Source organism: Paracoccus pantotrophus (assembly GCF_008824185.1).
Classification (GTDB): domain Bacteria; phylum Pseudomonadota; class Alphaproteobacteria; order Rhodobacterales; family Rhodobacteraceae; genus Paracoccus; species Paracoccus pantotrophus.
Window position 1 is genome coordinate 523,393 of the sequence record NZ_CP044426.1, and the last position, 20,769, is coordinate 544,161.

The 20,769-nt window shown below is 70.1% G+C and carries 26 protein-coding genes; 16 read left to right on the top strand and 10 right to left on the bottom strand.

The annotated features are described in order from the left end of the window. Positions 1-61: 61 nt before the first annotated feature. Positions 62-1,132 carry an SPOR domain-containing protein gene (locus ESD82_RS12990; RefSeq protein WP_147428171.1) on the top strand — a complete coding sequence of 357 codons (1,071 nt, stop codon included), beginning with the start codon at positions 62-64 and terminating at the stop codon, positions 1,130-1,132. Positions 1,133-1,139: 7 nt separating this feature from the next. On the opposite strand, the gene ESD82_RS12995 is transcribed toward ESD82_RS12990, so the two are convergent. The 3 genes from ESD82_RS12995 to ESD82_RS13005 all read right to left on the bottom strand — a co-directional run bounded on the left by ESD82_RS12995 (position 1,140) and on the right by ESD82_RS13005 (position 4,488). Further along, the gene (locus ESD82_RS12995) at positions 1,140-2,159 is read right to left on the bottom strand and encodes a hypothetical protein (RefSeq protein ID WP_024843141.1); all 1,020 of its coding nucleotides are present in this window, start codon (positions 2,157-2,159) and stop codon (positions 1,140-1,142) included. A gap of 331 nt (positions 2,160-2,490) precedes the next feature. Next, entirely contained in the window at positions 2,491-3,396 is a 906-nt protein-coding gene (rpoH, locus tag ESD82_RS13000) for an RNA polymerase sigma factor RpoH (RefSeq protein WP_024843140.1), read from the bottom strand. A gap of 66 nt (positions 3,397-3,462) precedes the next feature. Next, positions 3,463-4,488, bottom strand: a complete 1,026-nt coding sequence (locus tag ESD82_RS13005; protein ID WP_147428170.1) for a pseudouridine synthase — start codon at positions 4,486-4,488, stop codon at positions 3,463-3,465. Here ESD82_RS13005 and ESD82_RS13010 point away from each other — a divergent pair. Then, a complete protein-coding gene (locus tag ESD82_RS13010; protein ID WP_231486613.1) occupies positions 4,487-4,792 on the top strand; it encodes a DUF6476 family protein in 306 nt (101 codons plus the stop codon). The two genes, ESD82_RS13005 and ESD82_RS13010, sit on opposite strands and share 2 nt — an antisense overlap. Here the strand turns inward: ESD82_RS13010 and ESD82_RS13015 are convergent. Next, positions 4,783-5,076 (bottom strand): accessory factor UbiK family protein, encoded by a 294-nt coding sequence (locus ESD82_RS13015; protein WP_024843137.1) that lies wholly within the window; start codon positions 5,074-5,076, stop codon positions 4,783-4,785. The genes ESD82_RS13010 and ESD82_RS13015 overlap by 10 nt on opposite strands. A 126-nt stretch (positions 5,077-5,202) precedes the next feature. Between ESD82_RS13015 and lgt the strand changes: the two genes are divergently transcribed. The 3 genes from lgt to pgeF are packed head-to-tail and all read left to right on the top strand — an operon-like array spanning position 5,203 to position 7,902. Next, positions 5,203-6,093: a prolipoprotein diacylglyceryl transferase gene (gene lgt / locus ESD82_RS13020; protein WP_024843136.1), complete on the top strand. Its 891-nt coding sequence runs from the start codon at positions 5,203-5,205 to the stop codon at positions 6,091-6,093. Further along, positions 6,090-7,154 carry a class I SAM-dependent methyltransferase gene (locus ESD82_RS13025; protein ID WP_024843135.1) on the top strand — a complete coding sequence of 355 codons (1,065 nt, stop codon included), beginning with the start codon at positions 6,090-6,092 and terminating at the stop codon, positions 7,152-7,154. The genes lgt and ESD82_RS13025 overlap by 4 nt, the downstream gene beginning before the upstream one ends. Beyond that, on the top strand, positions 7,138-7,902 hold the full coding sequence (gene pgeF / locus ESD82_RS13030) for a peptidoglycan editing factor PgeF (protein WP_147428169.1): 765 nt from the start codon (positions 7,138-7,140) through the stop codon (positions 7,900-7,902). Before ESD82_RS13025 ends, pgeF begins: the two co-directional genes overlap by 17 nt. 96 nt (positions 7,903-7,998) lie before the next feature. Here the strand turns inward: pgeF and ESD82_RS13035 are convergent, their stop codons facing one another. Beyond that, entirely contained in the window at positions 7,999-8,424 is a 426-nt protein-coding gene (locus tag ESD82_RS13035; protein WP_147428168.1) for a hypothetical protein, read from the bottom strand. 92 nt (positions 8,425-8,516) lie between these two features. Further along, entirely contained in the window at positions 8,517-9,017 is a 501-nt protein-coding gene (locus ESD82_RS13040) for an Lrp/AsnC family transcriptional regulator (protein ID WP_024843133.1), read from the bottom strand. A 163-nt stretch (positions 9,018-9,180) separates the two neighbouring features. Here ESD82_RS13040 and trxB point away from each other — a divergent pair, with 163 nt between their 5' ends. Beyond that, positions 9,181-10,197: a thioredoxin-disulfide reductase gene (gene trxB, locus ESD82_RS13045; RefSeq protein ID WP_147428167.1), complete on the top strand. Its 1,017-nt coding sequence runs from the start codon at positions 9,181-9,183 to the stop codon at positions 10,195-10,197. Positions 10,198-10,227: 30 nt separating this feature from the next. Next, positions 10,228-10,995 carry a bifunctional sulfate adenylyltransferase/adenylylsulfate kinase gene (locus tag ESD82_RS13050; RefSeq protein WP_147428166.1) on the top strand — a complete coding sequence of 256 codons (768 nt, stop codon included), beginning with the start codon at positions 10,228-10,230 and terminating at the stop codon, positions 10,993-10,995. Between the two features lie 127 nt (positions 10,996-11,122). Here ESD82_RS13050 and ESD82_RS13055 read toward each other — a convergent pair whose 3' ends face one another. The 3 genes from ESD82_RS13055 to ESD82_RS13065 all read right to left on the bottom strand — a co-directional run bounded on the left by ESD82_RS13055 (position 11,123) and on the right by ESD82_RS13065 (position 12,482). Continuing rightward, positions 11,123-11,350 (bottom strand): DUF1150 family protein, encoded by a 228-nt coding sequence (locus ESD82_RS13055; RefSeq protein WP_024843130.1) that lies wholly within the window; start codon positions 11,348-11,350, stop codon positions 11,123-11,125. Between the two features lie 13 nt (positions 11,351-11,363). Next, positions 11,364-11,774: an Hsp20 family protein gene (locus ESD82_RS13060; protein ID WP_024843129.1), complete on the bottom strand. Its 411-nt coding sequence runs from the start codon at positions 11,772-11,774 to the stop codon at positions 11,364-11,366. A 120-nt stretch (positions 11,775-11,894) separates the two neighbouring features. Continuing rightward, positions 11,895-12,482: a hypothetical protein gene (locus ESD82_RS13065; protein ID WP_147428165.1), complete on the bottom strand. Its 588-nt coding sequence runs from the start codon at positions 12,480-12,482 to the stop codon at positions 11,895-11,897. A gap of 161 nt (positions 12,483-12,643) precedes the next feature. Between ESD82_RS13065 and ESD82_RS13070 the strand changes: the two genes are divergently transcribed. The 3 genes from ESD82_RS13070 to ESD82_RS13080 are packed head-to-tail and all read left to right on the top strand — an operon-like array spanning position 12,644 to position 14,448. Further along, a complete protein-coding gene (locus ESD82_RS13070) occupies positions 12,644-12,862 on the top strand; it encodes a YdcH family protein (protein ID WP_024843127.1) in 219 nt (72 codons plus the stop codon). Between the two features lie 52 nt (positions 12,863-12,914). Next, positions 12,915-13,412: a 5-(carboxyamino)imidazole ribonucleotide mutase gene (purE, locus tag ESD82_RS13075; RefSeq protein WP_024843126.1), complete on the top strand. Its 498-nt coding sequence runs from the start codon at positions 12,915-12,917 to the stop codon at positions 13,410-13,412. Beyond that, positions 13,405-14,448: a 5-(carboxyamino)imidazole ribonucleotide synthase gene (locus ESD82_RS13080; protein WP_024843125.1), complete on the top strand. Its 1,044-nt coding sequence runs from the start codon at positions 13,405-13,407 to the stop codon at positions 14,446-14,448. The genes purE and ESD82_RS13080 overlap by 8 nt, the downstream gene beginning before the upstream one ends. Here the strand turns inward: ESD82_RS13080 and cobD are convergent. Continuing rightward, positions 14,432-15,394, bottom strand: a complete 963-nt coding sequence (gene cobD, locus ESD82_RS13085; RefSeq protein ID WP_147428164.1) for a threonine-phosphate decarboxylase CobD — start codon at positions 15,392-15,394, stop codon at positions 14,432-14,434. The genes ESD82_RS13080 and cobD overlap by 17 nt on opposite strands. Before the next feature lie 226 nt (positions 15,395-15,620). On the opposite strand from cobD, the gene ESD82_RS13090 reads away from it, so the two are divergent. The 6 genes from ESD82_RS13090 to ESD82_RS13115 all read left to right on the top strand — a co-directional run bounded on the left by ESD82_RS13090 (position 15,621) and on the right by ESD82_RS13115 (position 20,641). After that, positions 15,621-16,121: a type III secretion system chaperone family protein gene (locus ESD82_RS13090; RefSeq protein ID WP_024843123.1), complete on the top strand. Its 501-nt coding sequence runs from the start codon at positions 15,621-15,623 to the stop codon at positions 16,119-16,121. Between the two features lie 39 nt (positions 16,122-16,160). Next, positions 16,161-16,964: a pyrroline-5-carboxylate reductase gene (gene proC, locus ESD82_RS13095; protein WP_024843122.1), complete on the top strand. Its 804-nt coding sequence runs from the start codon at positions 16,161-16,163 to the stop codon at positions 16,962-16,964. Continuing rightward, the gene (locus tag ESD82_RS13100; RefSeq protein ID WP_024843121.1) at positions 16,961-17,302 is read left to right on the top strand and encodes a tRNA-binding protein; all 342 of its coding nucleotides are present in this window, start codon (positions 16,961-16,963) and stop codon (positions 17,300-17,302) included. The genes proC and ESD82_RS13100 overlap by 4 nt, the downstream gene beginning before the upstream one ends. Further along, on the top strand, positions 17,302-18,252 hold the full coding sequence (locus ESD82_RS13105; protein ID WP_024843120.1) for a 2-hydroxyacid dehydrogenase: 951 nt from the start codon (positions 17,302-17,304) through the stop codon (positions 18,250-18,252). The genes ESD82_RS13100 and ESD82_RS13105 overlap by 1 nt, the downstream gene beginning before the upstream one ends. Then, on the top strand, positions 18,252-19,478 hold the full coding sequence (locus ESD82_RS13110; protein WP_147428163.1) for a glycerate kinase type-2 family protein: 1,227 nt from the start codon (positions 18,252-18,254) through the stop codon (positions 19,476-19,478). The genes ESD82_RS13105 and ESD82_RS13110 overlap by 1 nt, the downstream gene beginning before the upstream one ends. 101 nt (positions 19,479-19,579) lie before the next feature. After that, the gene (locus tag ESD82_RS13115; protein WP_024843118.1) at positions 19,580-20,641 is read left to right on the top strand and encodes a DUF475 domain-containing protein; all 1,062 of its coding nucleotides are present in this window, start codon (positions 19,580-19,582) and stop codon (positions 20,639-20,641) included. Positions 20,642-20,769: the final 128 nt, after the last annotated feature.

The window sequence follows — 20,769 nt, forward strand, 5'->3', positions numbered from 1 at the left end:
TAACCGGGCCTTCAGGGCTTTCGGCCTATCACCGGGTCAGGCGTGATTCGAGGATGGGGCGATGCGGGTTGTTCTGTGGCTGATGCTGGCGCTGCTGCCGGGGCTTGCGCTGGCGCAAGCGCCGCGCCCGGCCGAGGAGCCGCCGGCGGATTTCACATCGCGGCAATATATCGACAGCCGCGGCTGCGTCTTCCTGCGCGACGAGCTGGGCGGCTGGGCGGCGCGGCTGGCGCGCGACGGCACGCCGATCTGCGGCTATCCGCCGACGCTTTCCGCCCGCGGCGCCCAGGGCGAGCCGAAGCTGCGGGCGCTCGCCCCGGCGGCCGGACGCGGCCGGGCCGAACTGCTGGAAGAGGCGCTGTCGCAGCAGGTCATCACCAACCTGCGCCCCGGCGAACTGGCCAGCGACCCCCGGCCGATGGAGCGCCTGCCGGACCTGGGCCCCGAGCCGCATCCTCCGGCCCCGGCCGATGCGCTGCGGGCGGCGCTGACGGCCGCGCCTGCGCTGCGCCAGGGCATGGGCGCCGCCCTGCATCCGAACCGCCGGCTGTGCGAGCTGCTGGGCTATGACGGCGGGCCGGGCGCGGCCGGGCTGGACGATCCGACGCAGGGCTATTGCGGGGGATTGCCGAAGTCCGAACTGTCGCGGCTCAGCTTCATGCGCCCGGTGGGCAGCGCGGCGGGGGCGGGGATGATTGCCCCGCCCGACCGCGAAACCGCCGTGCCGCCGCCGCCCGCAGCGGTCCGGCCCGCGCCGCCCCCCGCCGCAAGGCCGGCGCCGGAAAAGCCGCTTCCCGCCGGGTCTGCATCCGCATCCGCACCGACGGCCAAGGCATCCGCCCCGGCCCGCGGCAAGGCGCCGGCCGCTGCCCCCGCCGCGCCGTCATCGGCCGGGATGATCCCGGCCGGGGCGCGCTATGTCCAGGTCGGCACCTTTGCCGATCCGGGCAATGCCGAACGCGCGGCCGCGCGCATCGCGCAGATGGGTTATCCGCTGCTGCGCGGCAGGGACCAGGCCGGCGGGCGCGAGGTGCAATTCCTGGTCGCCGGCCCCTTCCCGGATCGCGAAAGCATCGTCCGGGCGCTCGACGCCATCCGCAAGGCGGGATTCCGCGATGCCTTCCCGCGCTGACCGGCGGCTACTGGTCGCAGATCTCTTGCAGCGCGACCCATTCGCGGTCGGCAAGCACCGGGCGCGGCTCGGCCGTGCGAAAGGGATCTGCCTCGATCAGGCCCAGCACCGCCTCTCCGGTCGGATCCAGCGAGCGGGCATAGGGTTCGCTCGAGATGCCGGCGCGGGTGAAATAGGCCAGCAGCGGCTCGTCCTCGGGGCGGGGCGGCGGGCCGGCCAGCAGCTTCTCGCCATAGCCCGACAGCGATTTCTCCGGCAGCGTCCCGGCGGTCAGAAGGTGAAAGGTCGCGCGCGGCCCGGCATGGCGCAGCGCGGCCAGCAGCGGGTCGTCCCGGACCGCCGCCGCCTGCGCGGCCAGGATATGGCCGGCCGCGACCTCGGGCGTGATCTCGCCCGCGATCAGGTCTTCGCCGATGACGGTGATCGGGCCGGGCAGGCGCAGGGCGCCGCGCAGGCTGGCCGGCACCACGACGATCTGCGCATCCGGGCCGATCAGCCGCATCGCCAGCTTCTGGCGCACCATGTCGCCGGCCGGGCGCGAACAGGGGCTGCCGGTGGTCTTGGCGATCTCGGCCAGCACCATGCGCCCGATCTCGGCCCGCTGCGCCGGGGGGGCGATGTCGGCGGCGTGGCGCACCAGCGCCGGCGGCACCCAGAACACGGCCAGCAACGCCATGACCGCGGCCGCGCTCAGCATCAGCCCGCCGCGCAGCCGGCCGGGATGCGGCTTGCTGGCCTCGATCACCTGGTGCACCTTGGAAATGGCCGAGATCATCAGTTCGTCGTCGATCTCCAGCTCCTCGCCGGCGTCAAGGCCGCCCGGCGCATAGCGCGCCGGCAGCTTGCCGGGGTTGAGCCGGGTGACGGCGGGCAGCGACCAATGCGCCAGCGGCACCTCGGAACGCGGATCGGTCAGCACCAGGGTCGCATCCCCGAAGGAAACGATGACGTCGCGCAGCTGCGATCTGGGCGATTCGCGCCAGATCCCTGCGGCTTCCAGCCGTTGATATTGATTCAGCGCCGTCATGTCCGCGCCATCGGCCCTTGCTGTCCTGTTTTGACCATAAGCCAAGCCGGGCGCCGGTCAACTCTGCCCGCTGTCACGATAATTTCCGCATCGGCGCCATGGTCTGCAAGGGGCGTCGCGCCGGAAAATCGCCTGCCCTGCGCAGGGATCGCCCGCCCGGCGCCGCCTGACCTTTCTGGCCGGACCCCCGAAGCCCTTTCGGTCCCTGCCGCCGGGAAGGAAGGCGGCGCGGGCAAGGTGGAGGTTCGCGCCGAAATCCCGACGCCCCCTCTGCGCAAGGGGGCGCCAGCGGCTCCGGGGATGGAACGGGCGGGCCGGCGCCAAGACCAAGTCAGGCGGTTTCGGGCACGGTCATGCCTCGCTCGCGCGCCAGTTCGCGGATGCGGTTCTGCAGTTTCTCGAAGGCGCGGACCTCGATCTGGCGGATCCGTTCGCGCGAGACCTCGTAGCGCGTCGACAAATCCTCCAGCGTCATCGGGTCGTCGCGCAGCCGGCGCTCCATCAGGATGTCCTTCTCGCGGTCGTTCAGCACGTCCATGGCGGCGATCAGCATCTCGCGCCGCGCCGAAAGCTCGTCGGCTTCGGCAAAGGCCTGGGCCTGGTCGGCATCCTCGTCCTCCAGCCAGTCCTGCCATTGCGCGGTCGATTCCCCGTCGCCCGACCCGACCGTGGCGTTCAGCGAGGCATCGCCCCCCGAAAGCCGGCGGTTCATGTCGATGACCTCTTGCTCGGTCACGTTCAGGTCATGCGCGATCTGGGCGACGTTTTCGGGGCGCAGGTCGCCTTCCTCCAGCGCGCCCAGGCGCGACTTGGCCTTGCGCAGGTTGAAGAACAGCTTCTTCTGCGCCGAGGTGGTGCCCATCTTGACCAGGGACCAGGACCGCAGGATGTATTCCTGGATCGAGGCGCGGATCCACCACATCGCATAGGTGGCCAGGCGAAAGCCCTTTTCCGGGTCGAAGCGCTTGACTGCCTGCATCAGGCCCACATTCGCCTCGGAGATGACCTCGGCCTGCGGCAGGCCGTAGCCGCGATAGCCCATGGCGATCTTGGCGGCCAGCCGCAGGTGGCTCGTCACCAGCTTCTGCGCGGCCTCGGCGTCCTGGTGATCAACCCAGGCCTTGGCCAGCATGTATTCCTCTTCCGGCTCCAGCAGGGGGAACTTGCGGATCTCCTGCAAATAGCGGTTGAGGCCCTGTTCGGGGCTGGGTGCCGGAAGGTTGGTGTAGTTCGCCATCTGAAAATTCCCTGTCCCGCGCTTGGGCGGGTAATTGTGAACGCTGTCGGCGCGGTCCGGGTTCCGTCAGCCCGGCGCGCGGCGCAAGGTCGCCAGCAAGCCGGCCATGTCGGGCGGCAGCGAGCTGGCAAAGGTCAGCGCCTGGCCGCTGACCGGATGTTCGAAGCCCAGCTCGGCCGCGTGCAGCGCCTGGCGGGGAAAGGCGGCGACGGCCGCGGCACCCTCCGGCCCCAGCGCCCGGACCGAGGCCCGCCTGTTGCCACCATAGACCGGGTCGCCGACCAGGCCCAATCCCGCATGGGCCATATGCACGCGGATTTGATGCGTGCGCCCGGTCTCCAGCCGGCATTCGACCAGCATGGCGGCGGGAGGGGCGCCGAAGGTCTCGATCACGCGGGCGCGGGTCACGGCATGGCGGCCGTTCTGGAAGCTGACGGCCTGGCGCTGCCGGTCGCCGGGATGGCGGCCGATCAGCGTGGCGATGCGCAGCACGCCGCCCGGCTCGAACCCCACGCCCGGCAGGCCGCGCAGCCGCGCATCGGCCGGGTCGATCATGCCATGCGCGACGGCCAGGTAGCGCCGCCGCGCCGTGTGATCGGCGAATTGCCGCGCCAGGCCCTGATGCGCGCGGTCGGTCTTGGCCACCACCAAAAGGCCCGAGGTTTCCTTGTCGATGCGATGCACGATGCCGGGCCGCGCCGCGCCGCCGATGCCCGACAGGCTGCCCGCGCAATGCGCCAGCAGCGCATTGACCAGCGTCCCCGAGGGGGCGCCGGGCGCGGGATGGACCACCATGCCGGCGGGCTTGTCCACCACGATCAGGTCGGTATCCTCATAGGCGATGGTCAGCGGGATCGGCTCGGGCTGCGCGTCCAGGGGCTCGGGCGCGCCGATCTCGACCAGGTAGACGCCGGTTTCCGCCCGTGCCTTGCCGTCCGTGACCGGGCCCGAGGGGCCCCGGACCGCACCCTCGGCGATCAGCCGCGCCAGGCGCGAGCGCGACAGCGCCGCCTGCTCTGGCGCGGCAAGGGCAAGCGCCTTATCAAGGCGCTCGGACAGTCCTTCGGGGATGGTGATGAGGATTTCGGCCATGGCACGGGATGATAGGCTGGATGCGGGGCCAGAGGAAGCGTTGCCGATGCTGCGCTGGCTGCGCATCCTGGTGACGGCCCTGGCGGCGGTGATGGGCATCGGCATGCTGGTGATCGCGGCGCTTTTGTGGCTGCGCCTGTCGCAGCCGCCGCTGCCCGAACTGCCCGAGCAGGTCGCCCTGCCCGAGGGCGCGGTGCCCGCCGCCGTCACCTTCGCCCGCGACTGGCTGGTGGTGGTGACCGAGGCGGGCGAGGTGCTGCTTTATGATCGTCAGGGCCGGCTGCGCGAGCGGGTTCAGCCCTGAGCGTCGCCGGTGCCGAGCGGGCCGGTCGCATTGACCGAGGCCACGCCCTTGCCCTCCAGCGCGTCCAGGCGGGCGCGCAGCTCGGCGTTTTCGGACCGGGCCTTGATCGCCATCTCGCGCACCGCCTCGAACTCCTCGCGGGTGACGAAATCGCGCTCGGCCAGCCAGCGGTCGATCCAGCCGTTGAAGGCGGTCTGCGCCTCGTCCTTGGCGCCCTGGGCCACGCCCATGGCATTGGTCATCAATTTCGAGAGATCGTCGAGAAAGCGGTTGTTCGCGGTCATGGCGGGCCTTTCGGTTCAGCGAGACCCCCTATATGGCCCTGCGGGCGCGGCTGTTCAATTGCCTGACAGCGCCGGTTGACACCCGGCTGCCCCCGCGTAGCCTGCCCGCGCCGAAACGAGGAGCCCATGATCCCCTTTCCCGACATCTCGCCCGAGATCTTCACCATCCATGTTTTCGGCATGGCCTTTTCGCTGCGCTGGTATGCGCTGGCCTATCTGGCCGGGCTGCTGATCGGCTGGCGCATCATCGTGGCGCTGATGCGGCGGCCGCGGCTTTGGGGCGACGCGGCGCCCATGCGGCCCGAGCGGGTCGAGGAATTGCTGACCTGGGTGATCGTCGGCGTGGTGCTGGGTGGGCGGCTGGGCTTCGTGCTGTTCTACGAGCCGGCCTATTACCTGGCCAATCCGGGGCAGATCCCGGTGATCTGGCAGGGCGGCATGTCCTTTCACGGCGGTTTCCTGGGCGTGGTCTTGGCCTCCTGGTGGTATTGCCGGCGCCACGGCATCCCGGCGCTGCGGCTGGCCGATGCGTTGTCGATGGCGACGCCCATCGGGCTCGGCCTCGGCCGGGTGGCGAATTTCATCAATGCCGAGCTGTGGGGCCGGCCGACCGATATGCCCTGGGGCGTGATCTTCCCGGGCGAGGCGGCGCAGAACTGTCCCGGCATCGCCGGCCCCTGCGCCCGCCACCCGAGCCAGCTCTACGAGGCGGGGCTGGAGGGCGTGCTGCTGGCCGCGGCGCTGTTCCTGCTGGTTCGCATGGGCGGGCTGCGCCGGCCAGGGCAGGCGCTGGGGCTGTTCCTGATCGGCTATGGCCTGTCGCGTTTCGTCGTCGAGTTCTTCCGCCAGGCCGATGCGCAATTCATCACCCCCGACAATCCGCTGGGCCATGTGCTGGGCGGGCCGCTCTGGGGCGTGACCATGGGCCAGCTTCTGTCGCTGCCCATGGTGCTGGTCGGGCTGGCCTTCCTGATTCGCGCGCGCATGCGGCCGGCCCTGCCGCAGACGGACGCATGACGCCGCTGGCCCGCCTGATCGCGGCGCGCATCCGGCTGTCGGGGCCGATGGGCCTGGACGAATACATGCGGCTTTGCCTGCTGCATCCCGAGCATGGCTATTACGCCACCCGCGACCCGTTCGGCGCGGGCGGCGATTTCACCACCGCGCCCGAGATCAGCCAGATCTTCGGCGAGATGGTCGGCCTGGCGCTGGCGCAGGCCTGGCTGGACCAGGGCGCGCCCAGCCCCTTTACCCTGGCCGAGATCGGACCGGGGCGCGGCACGCTGATGGCCGACATCCTGCGCGCCATCCGCATCGTGCCCGGCATGGCCGAGGCGGCGCGGGTGGCGCTGGTCGAGGCCTCGCCGCATCTGCGCCGGATCCAGCGCGACCGGCTGGGCGCGGTCGCGCATCTGGACGACGTGTCGCAACTGCCGCAGGCGCCGCTGTTCCTGGTCGCCAACGAGTTCTTCGACGCCCTGCCGATCCGGCAGTTCCGGCGCGGCGCCCGAGGCTGGGCCGAGCGGGTCGTGGCGCTGGACGGGCAGGGCGGGCTGGAGATGGGGCTGGTCCCGGCCTCCGATGCCGCGCTGCCCCCGGCGCCACAGGGGGTGATCCGCGAAACCTGCCCCGAGGCGTTGCCGATCGTCGCGCAGCTCGCCGCGCGGATCGCGGCGCATGGCGGCTGCGCCATCCTCATCGACTATGGCGGCTGGGACGGGCAGGGCGATACCTTCCAGGCCCTGCGCCGCCACCGGCCCGAGGATCCGCTGGCCAATCCGGGCCAGGCCGACCTGACCGCGCATGTCGATTTCGCGCCCCTGGCCGCGGCGGCGCGGGCGGCGGGGGCGCGCGTCTCGCGCATGGTCGCGCAGGGCGACTGGCTGAAGCGGCTGGGGATCGAGGCGCGGGCGCGGCGACTGGAACGCGCGGGCGACGGGGGGGCGATGGCCGCGCTTCATCGCTTGACCGCACCCGATGAAATGGGACAGTTGTTCAAGGTGCTGGCCTTCTGGGCTCGCCATGCGCCCGTCCCCGCCGGATTCGAGCCCCTGGACGACGATGCAGACGACGCTTGAGATCCTGACCCATCCGCTGCTCGCCTCGGTGCGGCATGGCTTCTTCACCCGCCGCGGCGGCGCCTCCTCGGGGCTGTTCTCGGGGCTGAACTGCGGCTACGGCTCCAGCGACCAGGCCGAGATCGTCAGCATCAACCGCACCCGCGTCGCCGAGGCGATGGGCGTGCCGCCCGCCGGCCTCGCCACCGTGCACCAGGTGCATTCCCCCGACATCGCGGTGCTGCGCGCGGGCGACGATCCCGCCGGTCTTGCGGGGATTCGCGCCGACGGCATCGTCACCGACCGGCCCGGCGTGGCGCTGGCGGTGCTGACCGCCGATTGCCAGCCGATCCTGCTGGCCGATCCCGAGGCCGGGGTGATCGGCGCCGTCCATGCCGGCTGGCGCGGCGCGCTGTCCGGCGTGATCGAGGCGGCGGTGGGCGCGATGAACGACCTGGGTGCCAGCCGCATCCGCGCGGCGATCGGCCCCACGATCAGCCAGCGCGCCTATGAGGTCGGCGAGGATTTCATGGACGAATTCCTGGCCGAGGATCCGGATTACCACCGTTTCTTCGCCGGCGGGCCGAACGGGCGGCCGATGTTCGACCTGCCCTCCTTTGGCCTGATGCGGCTGCGCGAGGCCGGGGTTGAGGCGGAATGGACCGGGCATTGCACCTATTCCGATCCGGAGCGGTTCTTCTCCTATCGCCGCAGCACGCATCAGAACCAGGCCGATTACGGCCGGCTGATCTCGGCGATTGCGTTGTAGGTCGGGGGGATGGCGCGCGGGCTACGGCATTCGATGCCGGGGCGGGTGGCCGCGGGATGTCTGGCCGGTTTCCGCGATGCGGGACGAAGCTGTCAGTCACCCAGATATTGCGATGAAGATACCGCGTTGCGGATCGAAAACGGCGACATTCCCGCTGTGGTCAGACGAGATCATTGGCTGTACGGCTTTGGTATAGTGCCAGGGGTCAGGCGAACCACTCGCTTTGCGGATTTCCGCATCCCAACATTCGCCAGCATTGTTTAGGGCTCGCAGTTCAACCGCTGTTTCGTTCACCCGATCAGACAATGGAGTCACGCTCCATGGCTCGAAGCCGTTAGCCAATTCGGGTGGTTTTATGCTGGGCGAGGCACGATAGATGGCAACCACGCATACAAAAGACTGCGCTTCGCTGGCCAAGAGAGACAAAGGTTTCGCGTTTCCTTTGGCCACAAATCGGTAAGCAATGTCCTCCTCTACGCACCCAGACAACACGGCGAGCGCGATAAGTGACAGGAGCTTCAAGTGGGCCTCCAAGACATAGCCGCTGTCGGCAGAGTATGCGTATCATGACCGTCGGCTAAGAACTCAAAAGCTCTCGCCGTCACCGCATCCCCTCACCCCAGCGCCGCCGCCCGCTCCTCGACCACGCTGAAGGGCACGCCCGGCTCGTCCTTGGCGCAGCGGATCACCAGCGAGGTCTTGACCGAGGCCACGTTCGGCGCCGCCGTCAGCTTCTCGGTCAGGAAGCGCTGGAAGCTGGTCAGGTCGGGCGAGACGCATTTCAGGATGAAGTCGATCTCGCCGTTCAGCATGTGGCACTCGCGCACCAGCGGCCATTCGCAGGCCAGGGCCTCGAAGGCCGACAGGTCGCGCTCGGACTGGCTCAGCAGCCGGACCATGGCAAAGACCTGCACCTCGAAGCCCAGCTCGCGCGCATCGATGTCGGCATGGTAGCCGCGGATATAGCCCATCTCCTCCAGCGCGCGGACGCGGCGCAGGCAGGGCGGGGCGGAAATGCCGACGCGGCGGGCCAGTTCGACATTGGTCATGCGGCCGTCGGCCTGCAACTCTGCCAGAATTTTGCGGTCGATTTCGTCAAGTCTGGCGGCGGTCATCGCATCCCCTGGCTTGCCTTGCGGGCAAAAAACATGCCGGAAACTATCCCGCGGGGCCGGGTTGCGCAACATTCTTTCCACCGATGCGGGAACGGGCCTTATGGATTGCATGCGGGGCCGGCGGTGATTAGCTAAGGCTGCGCCAAGCGAAAGGTTCCCTGCCATGTCCCATGTTCCCGCCGAGATCGCCGCCGATACCAGCCTGCCCGCCCACAGCCGCGTGCTGATCGTGGGCTCGGGCCCGGCCGGCTATACCGCCGCCGTCTATGCCGCGCGCGCGATGCTTTCGCCGGTGCTGATCCAGGGCATGCAGCCGGGCGGCCAGCTGACCATCACCACCGAGGTCGAGAACTGGCCCGGCGAGACCGAGATCCAGGGCCCCGACCTGATGGTCAGGATGGAGGCCCATGCCCGCGCCATGGGCGCGCGCATCTTTACCGATACGGTGACGCGGCTGGACCTGGGCCAGCGCCCCTTCCTGGCCGAGCTTGATTCGGGCGCGCGCATCACCGCGGATGCGGTGATCCTGGCCACCGGCGCCCAGGCGCGCTGGCTGGGCCTGCCCAGCGAGGAAAGGTTCAAGGGATTCGGCGTCTCGGCCTGCGCCACCTGCGACGGCTTCTTCTATCGCGGCCGCGAGGTCGTGGTGGTGGGCGGCGGCAATACCGCGGTCGAGGAGGCGCTGTTTTTGACCAATTTCGCCAGCAAGGTGACGCTGATCCATCGCCGCGACAGCCTGCGCTCCGAAAAGATCCTGCAGGAGCGGCTGTTCCGCAATCCCAAGGTCTCGATCCTGTGGGATCACGAGCTGGTCGAGGTGCAGGGCGAGGACCAGCCGCCGGGCGTGACCGGCGTGCGCGTGCGCCATGTCCGCCAGGGGACCGAGCAGGTGGTGCCCGCGGACGGTGTCTTCATCGCCATCGGCCATGCGCCGGCCTCGGAACTGGTCAAGGACCAGCTGGAGCTGCATCACGGCGGCTATGTCAAGGTCGAGCCGGGCACGACCCGGACCTCGATCCCCGGCGTCTTCGCGGCGGGCGACCTGACCGACCACGTCTATCGCCAGGCGGTGACCAGCGCCGGCATGGGCTGCATGGCGGCGCTGGATGCCGAGCGTTACCTGGCCGAGCATGACATGGCCGGCGCGCCGAACCCGCATGCGGCCGAGATCCTGGCCTGAGATGGCCGGTTCTTTGCCGGGGCCCGGCCGATGAGCTTGCCGCATCACCAGCCGATCCGTGCGCTTCTGGTCAGCCCCGAGGCCGGCCAGAAACTGCGGGCCGAGGCGGCGCGCATGGCCGCCTGGGATCTGACGCCCCGGCAGTCGGCGGACCTGGACCTGCTGGTCGGCGGCGGCTTCTTGCCCTTGCGGGGCTTTCTGACCCAGGCGGATCACGATTCGGTGCTGGCGGGGATGCGGCTGGCCTCGGGCGCGCTCTGGCCCATGCCGCTGGCGCTGGAGGTCGATGCGGATTTCGCGGCCAGGGTCGAGCCGGGCGAGGACATTGCCCTGCGCGGCCCCGATGGCATGATCATGGCCATCCTGTCGGTCACGGACAAATGGAGCCCCGAGAGGGCGGAAGGCGCGGAGATGCCGGGCGTGGCCGGGCCGGTCTGCCTGGGCGGGCCGGTCAAGGGGCTGCCCGGCGCGGATGAGGTCCGCCTGGGTCCGAATGCCTGGCGGGCGCGCTTCCGTGCGCGGGGCTGCGAACGGGTTCTGGCCTGCGATCCCGCCGATGCGGCCGCCGGGGCGCGGTTGGCCGCCGAGCTTGGCGCCGAACTGCTGACGGCCGGGGCCGAGCCGCGCCATGCCGGCCCGCGCGAGGCGTTGTGGCAGGCGCTGGTCCGGCGCAACCATGGCGCCACGCATCTGCTGCTGCCCGCCGATCCCGCCGCGCAGGCGCTGCTGCGGCAATACCGGGCCGAGATCGGGCTGGAACTGGTCGAGGCCGGGATCACCCAGGCGCACGGCATGTGACGGCCCTTGCCGCGCGCCGTCCCGGCATTTGCTGATGGTGTTGGAAGGGTGGACGGCCGCCCCGCGGACGGCGCGAATGTCGCCATCGCCGCCGCCTTGCCCGGCGGCGGCATCGGCATCCTGCGGCTTAGTGGACGCTGACCGGGGTCAGTTCGTTCTGGCGGGCCAGCATGAAGGCCAGGCTGCGGTCCTTGACCAGGGCCAGCCGCTCTCCGTCGGGGCCATGCACGGCGTAAAGCGCGTCGGCTCCGGGCACCTGGCGGCGCACCTCGTCGGGCAGGCTGTCCATCGCGACGCGGCGGATATAGACGATGTTGCCCGCGTTTTCCGGGCCGAAATCGAATTTCTCGTTCATTTGCGATCCCCTTTCACTTGCGGCTGATCGGTATGGTCTGCACGATGCTGTCAGGCACCGAGCGGCGCAGGTCGATGTTCAGAAGCCCGTTTTCCAGTCCCGCCGACACCACCTCGACCCCGTCCGCCAGCACGAAGCTGCGCTGGAAGGCGCGGGACGCGATGCCGCGGTGCAGGAAGACGCGGCCTTCCTCGGCCTCGGCCTGGCGGCCGCGAACCACCAGCTGACGGTCCTCCAGCGTGATCGACAGGTCGTCCTCGGAAAAACCGGCCACGGCCAGCGTGATGCGAAAGCCGTTGGGCCCCTGGTGTTCGATGTTGTAGGGCGGATAGCCCTCGGCGCCCTTGGCGGCCCTTTCGGCCAGGCGTTCCAACTGGTCGAACCCCAGCAGGAACGGATGAGCGGCCAGACTGATCTTGGTCATTCCCAAGCCCTTTGCATCAAAGCGACTGTCGGCCGGACCCCGGAACGGCGATCCGGCAAGACCAATATGTGGATGGATGCCGCCGGAAACAAGGGCTTGCCGCATCGCGGCGGCGCGATCTCAGGGCCGCAGGCCGCAGGCGGCCATCGCGGCCCGGATCGCCCGGCCCGAGCCGGCCAGCGGCAGGCTGCCCCGGCCGCGATCATCCGCAAGCTCGACCCCGCTGCCGCCCAGCAGCCCCGCCAGCAGCGCCGAGCCGCGCGCCGCCTGCGCCGCGCGCATGCCGCCGCTGGCGGCAAAGGGCTGGGCCACCCGCCGGCCGTCGATGCGCAGCACCAGCGAGCCGGGCGATCCGGCCATGCCCTCGACGGCGACCAGCCCCTCGCGGCCGCGCTGGCACATGTAGCTCAGCGCCAGCCGTCCGGATTGCACGCGGGCGTAATGCGTCCTGCCGCCATCTGCGGCGCCGTTGCTCCAGCCCGCGCCCTGTCGCGGCGGCTGGGCGGGCTTTCGGCCGGGCGCCGCCCCCTCGCATTGCTCGGCCACGCAGGCGTGATAGCGCGGGTTCGAGGCGGGACCGAAGTGATACAGGCACTGGTTGACGCAAAGCTGCATTTGCTCGCCCCCGGCCTGCGCAGATGCGGGGCCAGGCGGCAACAGCAGGGCAAGCGCAAGGGCGCAGGGCCTGAGAGGGGCGGTGCGGGGCATCGGCTGCTCCTGCATGGGTTCGGATGCAAGTTTCGGGCCGAAAGCCGCTTCGTGGCAAGCGTTTTCCACACCGGCTGCCTTGCGTTAACGCGTTCCCGCAAAACCATTAACAACGCCCGGAGGCCGCGCTATAACCAAGGCGATCCAGCCCGAGGCCCGAGATGAACGCCCAGCACGAGATGTCCCATGAAGAGATCGCCCGCGCCAAGCTGGAGGTGCTGCGGCGCGAACATCGGGATCTGGACGAGGCGATCGCCGCGCTGTCGAGCCAGAGCCTGACCCATTCGCTGACCCTGCAACGGCTGAAAAAGCAGAAGCTGGCGCTGAAGGACCGCATCGCCCGGCTCGAGGACGAGCTGACCCCCGACATCATCGCCTGATTGCATGATCCCGCCCGGCGCTGTAGGGCGGGGCGCAAAAGGGGGTCGAGCCATGGAAAAAGCCGCCGAAAAACCCGTCGGAATCATCATGGGCAGCCAGTCCGACTGGCCGACCATGCGCGAGGCCGCCGCCATCCTGGACGAATTGGGCATCGGCTACGAGGCCCGGATCGTTTCCGCCCATCGCACGCCGGACCGGCTGTGGGACTATGGCAAGACGGCGGTGGCGCGCGGGCTGAAGGTGATCATCGCCGGCGCCGGCGGGGCCGCGCATCTGCCGGGCATGATGGCCAGCAAGACCCGGGTGCCGGTGATCGGCGTGCCGGTGCAGACCAGGGCGCTGTCTGGCGTCGATTCGCTTTATTCCATCTTGCAGATGCCCAGGGGCTACCCGGTCGCCACCATGGCCATCGGCGCGGCGGGTGCCGCCAATGCCGGGCTGATGGCGGCGGGGATCCTGGCGATCTCGGACCCCGGACTGGCGGCGCGGCTGGAGGCCTGGCGCCAGGCGCTCAGCGATTCCATCCCCGAGGAGCCCAAGGATGAGTGAACTGGAACCCGGCGCCACCATCGGCATCCTGGGCGGCGGACAGCTGGGCCGCATGCTCTCGGTCGCGGCCAGCCGGCTGGGCTATCGCTGCCATGTCTATGAGCCGGGCGCCGCGCCGGCGGGCGATGTGGCGCATCGGCTGACCACCGCGCCCTATGAGGACCAGGCGGCGCTGCGCGCCTTTGCCGAATCGGTCGATGTCATCACCTATGAATTCGAGAACGTGCCGACGGCGGCGCTGGACCTGCTGGAATCGATCCGCCCGATCCGGCCGAACCGCCATGCCCTGGCGATCTCGCAGGACCGGCTGAGCGAAAAGGATTTCCTGGCCGGCATCGGCTTGCGCACCGCGCCCTATCGCAATGTCGAAACCGAATCCGACCTGCCCGAGGCGCTGGCGACGCTGGGCGCGCCCGCGATCCTCAAGACCCGGCGGCTGGGCTATGACGGCAAGGGGCAGATCCGTTTTTCCGATGCCGGGCAGCGGGACTGGACCGGCGCCCCCTCGGTGCTGGAAGGGTTCGTGGAATTCTCGGCCGAGATCAGCGTCATTGTGGCGCGCGGCGCGGACGGGCAGGTCGCGGCCTATGATCCGGGCCTGAACGTGCATCGCGAGGGCATCCTGCGCACCACCACCGTGCCCTGCGGCCTGCCGGCCAGCCTGCTGACCGATGCGGTGCTGATCGCGGCGCGCATCGTCAACGCGCTGGACTATATCGGCGTCATGGGGGTCGAGCTGTTCGTGACCGCGGACGGGCTGGTGGTGAACGAGATCGCGCCGCGCGTGCATAATTCCGGCCACTGGACGCAGGCCGGCTGCGCCGTGGACCAGTTCGAGCAGCATATCCGCGCCGTGGCCGGCCTGCCGCTGGGCGACGGCCAGCGTTACGCCGATGTCGAGATGGAGAACCTGATCGGCGACGACGTGCTGCGCCTGCCCGAGCTGCTGAAGCAGCCGCGCTGCCAGGTCCATCTTTACGGCAAGGGCGAGGCGCGCCCGGGCCGCAAGATGGGCCATGTCAACCGGGTGCGGTAAAGGCGCCCGCCACGCGGTCGAATTCCGCGCGATTGCCGGGAATGCCCAGGCGAATCCAGCGCGGATGCCAGGGAAAGATGCGGCTCCAGATGCCGGCGCGGGCCAGCCGCTCATGCGCGGCCTGCGCGTCGGGCGTATCGTAGAGTCGGAACAGATGCGTGCCGCCCACCAGCGGCCAATGCGGGGTGACGATCTGGTCGAGATGCAGCGCCGCCTCGGACAGCCAGACCACGGTGTCGTCGATCCATTGCGCGTCGGCCAGCGCCTGCGCGCCGATCTCCAGCGCCGGGCCGCTGACCGACCAGGGGCCGGTGCGCTCGGCAAGGCGCGCCAGCAGATCAGGGGCGGCGATGGCGAAGCCCAGCCGCAGCCCGGCCAAGCCCCAGAACTTGCCAAAGCTGCGTAGCGCCGTCACGTTATCGGGCCGCGCGCCCGCCGCCGACAGGTCGGGGCGCGGATCGGCGAAGCTCTCGTCGACGACCAGATGCCCGACCGTGGCGGCGATGGCGGCGATCTGTGCGGGCGGGAACTCGCGCCCGTCCGGGTTGTTCGGGTTCACGATCACCGCCAGGTCGGCGCCCTCCAGCGCGGCCGGGTCGGTGGGCTCTGCCACCTCCCAGCCGGCGGCGCGCAGGCTGGCGGCGTGTTCGTTATAGGTCGGGGACAGCACCGCCGCGCGCCGGCCCGCCAGCACCTGCGGCAAAAGCTGGATCGCCGCCGAGGCGCCGGCCAGCGGCAGCACCTGGTCCTGCGGGCAGCCGAATCGGGCCGCGGCCGCGGCGCAGAGCCGGGCGGCATCGGCCCGCGTCGGCAGCGCGGTCAGGGCGTGGGGCGAAAGCGGCCCGACAGGCCAGGGCCGGCGGTTGATTCCCGTGGACAGGTCGATCCAGTCCGCCCGGCCGAAGCGGCTGGCCGCCTTGTCGATGTCGCCGCCGTGGTCGCGCATGGGCAGGTTCCTCCTTGGCCGCCGTTGAACCTGCATGAAGGCCGGCGGTCAAGCGGCGGAGGCTGGCCGTCGTGATCCGGTAACGGAATTTTCGCTTTACACCCTCGTGGAACCGGCACACGATATGTTGTAGGCACATCCCGGATACTACGCCGGGTGTAGTCTGGGCCACCAAGGGTTGGGGTTTTGACCTTGCCCCGCTCTCAGACAGGCAGGGGGACAGGATATGGCACAGCTGGACTTCATCCATAGCGATGACATCCATCCCATCGACATCGTGGAAACCGTCGCGGCGCATCACGAATGGGATTTCGACCGCCTGGCCGAGGACCAGATCGCCATGGCGGTCGAGGGCCAATGGCGCACCTATTCCATCACGCTGGCCTGGTCGCCGCGCGAGGAGGTGCTGCGGCTGATCTGCACCTTCGACATGGATCCGCCGGCCGAGAAGCTGCCGGCGCTCTACGAAGTCCTGAACCTGGCCAACGATCAGGTCTGGGACGGCGGCTTCACCTTCTGGGGCCCGCAGAAGCTGATGGTCTGGCGCTACGGGCTGGTGCTTGCGGGCGATGCCATCGCTGCGCCCTCGCAGATCGACCAGATGATCGGCAATGCCATCCTGGCCTGCGAGCGGTTCTATCCCTGTTTCCAGTTGGCCTGCTGGGGCGATGCGACGCCGGATGCCGCCATGGACATCGCCCTGTCCGAGGCCTACGGTCGCGCCTGAAATTTCCGCGGCAGCGCGGACAAGATCAGGGGGCAGGACATGGATTTTTCGGATCTGAATGCGCGCGGGCTGGTGCTGGTCGGCTGCGGCCGCATGGGCGGCGCGCTGCTGGACGGCTGGCTGAAGAACGGGCTGGCGGCGCGGGCGGTGCATGTGGTGGACCCCAATCCGCGGGCGGAACTGTCGGATCTGGGTATTTCGGTAAACGGAAAGCTGCCCGCGGCGCCCGCCGTGCTGGTAATTGCCGTCAAGCCGCAGATGATGGCGGATGTGCTGCCGCGGCTTTCGGTCGGGGCGGGGACGCTGGTCATCTCGGTCGCGGCAGGGGTGACGCTGGCGGCCTATGAGGCGGCGTTTCCGGCCGCGCCCATCGTGCGCGCCATGCCGAACACGCCGGCGGCCATCGGCCAGGGCATCACCGCCGTCATCGGCAATGCCAGGGCCGGTGAGGCCGAGATGGCGCTGGCCGAGGCGCTGCTTTCCGCCGTCGGCCGCGTCGTGCGGCTGGAGGGCGAGGACCAGATGGATGCGGTGACGGCGCTTTCTGGTTCGGGTCCGGCCTATGTCTTTCACATGATCGAGGCCATGGCGGCGGCCGGCGAGGCCGAGGGGCTTTCCGCCGCGCTGGCGCTGGACCTGGCGCGGGCCACCGTGGCCGGGGCCGGCGCGCTGGCCGTGCATGAGGACGCGGATCCGGCCAGGCTGCGCGAGGCCGTGACCTCGCCCGGCGGCACCACGGCGGCCGGTCTGAAGGAGCTGATGGACCCCAAGGCCGGCCTGCCGCCGCTGATGCGCCGCACCATAGCCGCCGCCGCCGCGCGGGGGCGGGAGCTGGGGAAATGAGCGAGCCGATCGCCTGGGCGGATTTCGAGAAGGTCGAGATCCGCGTCGGCCGCATCACCCGTGCCGAGCCTTTCCCCGAGGCGCGGCGCCCGGCCTTCAAGCTGTGGCTGGATTTCGGACCCGAGATCGGCGAGCGGAAAAGCTCGGCCCAGATCACCCGGCATTACGCGCCGGACGGGCTGGTCGGCCGGCAGGTGCTGGCGGTGGTGAATTTCCCGCCGCGCCAGATCGGCCCCTTCATGTCCGAGGTTCTGGTGCTGGGCCTGCCGGACGAAGATGGCGAGGTGGTGCTGATCGGTCCCGAGCGCGAGGTGCCGGTCGGGGGGAGGATGTATTGATGAAGCTTCTGGTGACGCGCCGCATGACACAGGCGGCGGAACATGCGCTGTCGACCCGGTTCGAGACCGAGATCCTGGATCGTCAGGACGGGCTCAGCGTCGACGAGGCGGCGCGGGCGCTGGCCGATTACGACGCGATCCTGCCGACGCTGGGCGACCGCTTCACGGCCGAGGCCTTTCAGGGCCGGCCGCGCTGCCGCCTGCTGGCGAATTTCGGGGCCGGCTACAACCATATCGACGTGGCGGCGGCGGCGGCGGCCGGCGTCGCCGTGACCAACACCCCCGACGCCGTGACCGAGGCCACTGCCGACATCGCCCTGACCCTGATCCTGATGACCGCGCGCCGGGCGGGCGAGGGCGAGCGGCTGCTGCGCCGCGGCGCCTGGACCGGCTGGCAGCCGACGCAACTGCTGGGCCGCCATGTCACCGGCTGCACCGTCGGCATCATCGGCATGGGGCGCATCGGCAAGGCCATCGCCCGGCGCTGCCATTTCGGCTTCGGCATGGACGTGATCTTTCACAACCGCTCGGTGGTCTCGTCGCTGGATTTCCCGGCCCGGCAGGTGGCCAGCCTGGACGATCTGCTGGCGCAGTCGGATTTCGCCGTCATCGCCGTGCCCGGCGGGGCCGAGACCCGGCACATGATCGGCGCGCATGAGCTGGAGCGGCTGGGGCCGCGCTCCTACCTGATCAACATCGCCCGCGGCGACGTGGTCGAGGAGGCGGCGCTGGTCGAGGCGCTGGCGCAGGGCCGGATCGCCGGGGCGGGGCTGGATGTCTACGAGTTCGAGCCCCGTGTCTCGCCCGCGCTTTGCGCCATGGAGAACGTGACCCTGCTGCCGCATCTGGGCACCGCGGCCGAGGAGGTGCGCACCGCCATGGCCATGCGGGCGATGAACAACCTGGTCGCCTTTGCCGAGGGGCAGGCGCTGCCCGACCGGGTGAACTGATGGCGCCCGGCGACCGCGCCATGGCGCTGATCCGCGCGGGCATCGCCGCCGCCGATCCTGCTGCCGCGGTGGCGCGCGGCATGGCCGAGGTGCTGGCCGATCCGCCGGGGCCGGGCGGGCGCTGGCTGGTGATCGCCGTCGGCAAGGCCGCCCGCGCCATGGCCGCGGCGGCGCTGGAGGCGCTGCCGGGGGCCGAGGCGCTGGTAGTGACCAATGCCGGCAATGACGCGGCGCTGGCCGGGGCGCGGGTCATGCGCGCCGGCCATCCGCAGCCCGACGCCAATGGCGCGGCGGCGGCCGAGGCGGTGATCGCCAGGCTTGCCTCTGCGGGGCCGCAGGACCGGGTGCTGGCGCTGATCTCGGGCGGCGGCTCGGCCATGCTGCCGGCGCCGGCCGAGGGCATGGCGCTGGCCGACAAGCAGGCGGTGAACCGGCTTTTGCTGGCCTCGGGTGCGGATATTGCACAGGTGAACCTGATCCGGCAGGGCCTGTCGCGGCTCAAGGGCGGCGGCTGGCTGCGGCTGTCGCGGGCGCCGCTGACGGCGCTGATCCTGTCGGATGTGCCGGGGGACGACCTGCGGGTCATCGCCTCGGGACCGACGGTGGCGCCGGTCGGCACGCGGGCGCAGGCGGCCGATCTGGCGCGTGCGCTGGGCATCTGGGAGCATATGCCCGAGGCGGCCCGCGCGGCGCTCAAGCGCCCCGAGGACCGCGGCGCCCTGCCGCAGGCCAGGAACATCCTCGTCGGCTCGAACGCGCTTTCCGTCGCGGCCATGGTCGCGGCCGGGGCCGATCCCGCGCCGATCCCGCTTTCGGGCGACGTGCAGGATTGCGCGCAGGCGATCTGGGCCTTGGCACCGGGGTTGCGGCCCGGCCAGGCGCTGGCCTTCGGCGGCGAGACCACGGTGAAACTGGTCGGCGATGGCATGGGCGGGCGCAACCAGGAACTGGCGCTGCGCCTGGCGCTGCTGGCCGAGGCGCAGCCGGTGGATTTCGACTGGGCCTTTGCCGCGGTCGGCAGCGACGGGCGCGACGGGCCCGGCGAGGCCGCGGGCGGGCTGGTCGGCCCCGCCACGCCGGCGGCGATCCGGGCGGGCGGCATCGATCCCGCCACGGCGCTGGCAAGGAACGATTCGACCCCGGCGCTGGCGGCGGGCGATGCGCTGGTGGTGACGGGCGCGACCGGCACCAATGTCGCCGACCTGGCGGTGCTGGTGCGCGGCTGAGCGGCGCGCGGTCCCGGGTTCGCCTGTCTGCAAGGCTGCCCTGCACCCGTCCGCCTTGCCCGTCCTTCCGGCAGGGCCTAAGACCGAAAGGCACGAGCCGCATGACGGGGAACCCGATGAGATCCACCCTGAGCTACATGACCTGGCCCTTCGTCGTCACCGGTGCGGGCCTGGCGCTGGCCGCCTTCCTTGGCTGGGAATATCACGGCACCGGCTCGGGGGCCTTCGCATTCTTCCTGATCGCCGGCATCCTGGCGGTGCTGGAAATCTCGCTCAGCTTCGACAATGCGATCGTCAATGCCAACAAGCTCAAGCAGATGGTGCCGAAATGGCAGCGCCGCTTCCTGACCTGGGGCATCCTGATCGCGGTCTTCGGCATGCGGGTGATCTTTCCGCTGCTGGTGGTGGTCATCGCCGCCCATCTCGCACCATGGGAGGCCATTCGTCTGGCCGCCACCCAGCCGCAGGAATATTCCCGCATCATCCACGAGGCGCATCTGCCCATCGCGGCCTTTGGCGGCTCGTTCCTGATGCTGGTGGCGCTGAACTATTTCTTCGACGAGGCCAAGGACGTGGACTGGATCAAGGGCGTCGAGGCCGCGCTGCGCAAGCTGGGCGAGATCCGCGGCATGGAGGTCGGCTTCGTGCTGGTCTGCATGCTGGTGATCGTCGGCCAGCTGCCGGCGGAAAAGGAGCATGCCTTCATCATCGCCGCGATCTGGGGGGTGATCACCTATCTGCTGGTGGACATGCTGGGCCATGTTCTGGACCGCTGGGGCGGCGGGCCGCAGCCGGTCGACATGGCGCGCGGCGGTTTCGGCGCCTTCCTCTATCTCGAGGTGCTGGACGCCTCTTTCAGCTTCGACGGGGTGATCGGCGCCTTCGCGCTGACCCAGAACCTGTTCCTGATCGCCATCGGGCTTGGCATCGGTGCGATGTATGTGCGCTCGATGACGGTGATGCTGGTCGAACGCGGCACGCTCGCCGCCTTCCGCTATCTCGAACATGGTGCCTTCTGGTCGATCTTCGTGCTGTCCATCCTGATGTTCGTCCAGACCCTGCGGCCGATCCCCGAAGTAGTCACCGGCCTTCTGGGCGCCTGTTTCATCGGCATGGCCTTCCTCAGCTCGCTGGCCTGGCGCCGCCGTCACCCGCACGGCTGAGATTGCCGCTCTTTCCGTTTTCCAAATACCCATGCTACGGCGCCCAGGGGCGCGGTTGCCGGGGTATTTGGGGAACAGAGAAGGCGCGCCGGGATGTCCCACCGGGTCGCGCCTTGCTGGTTGCGCCG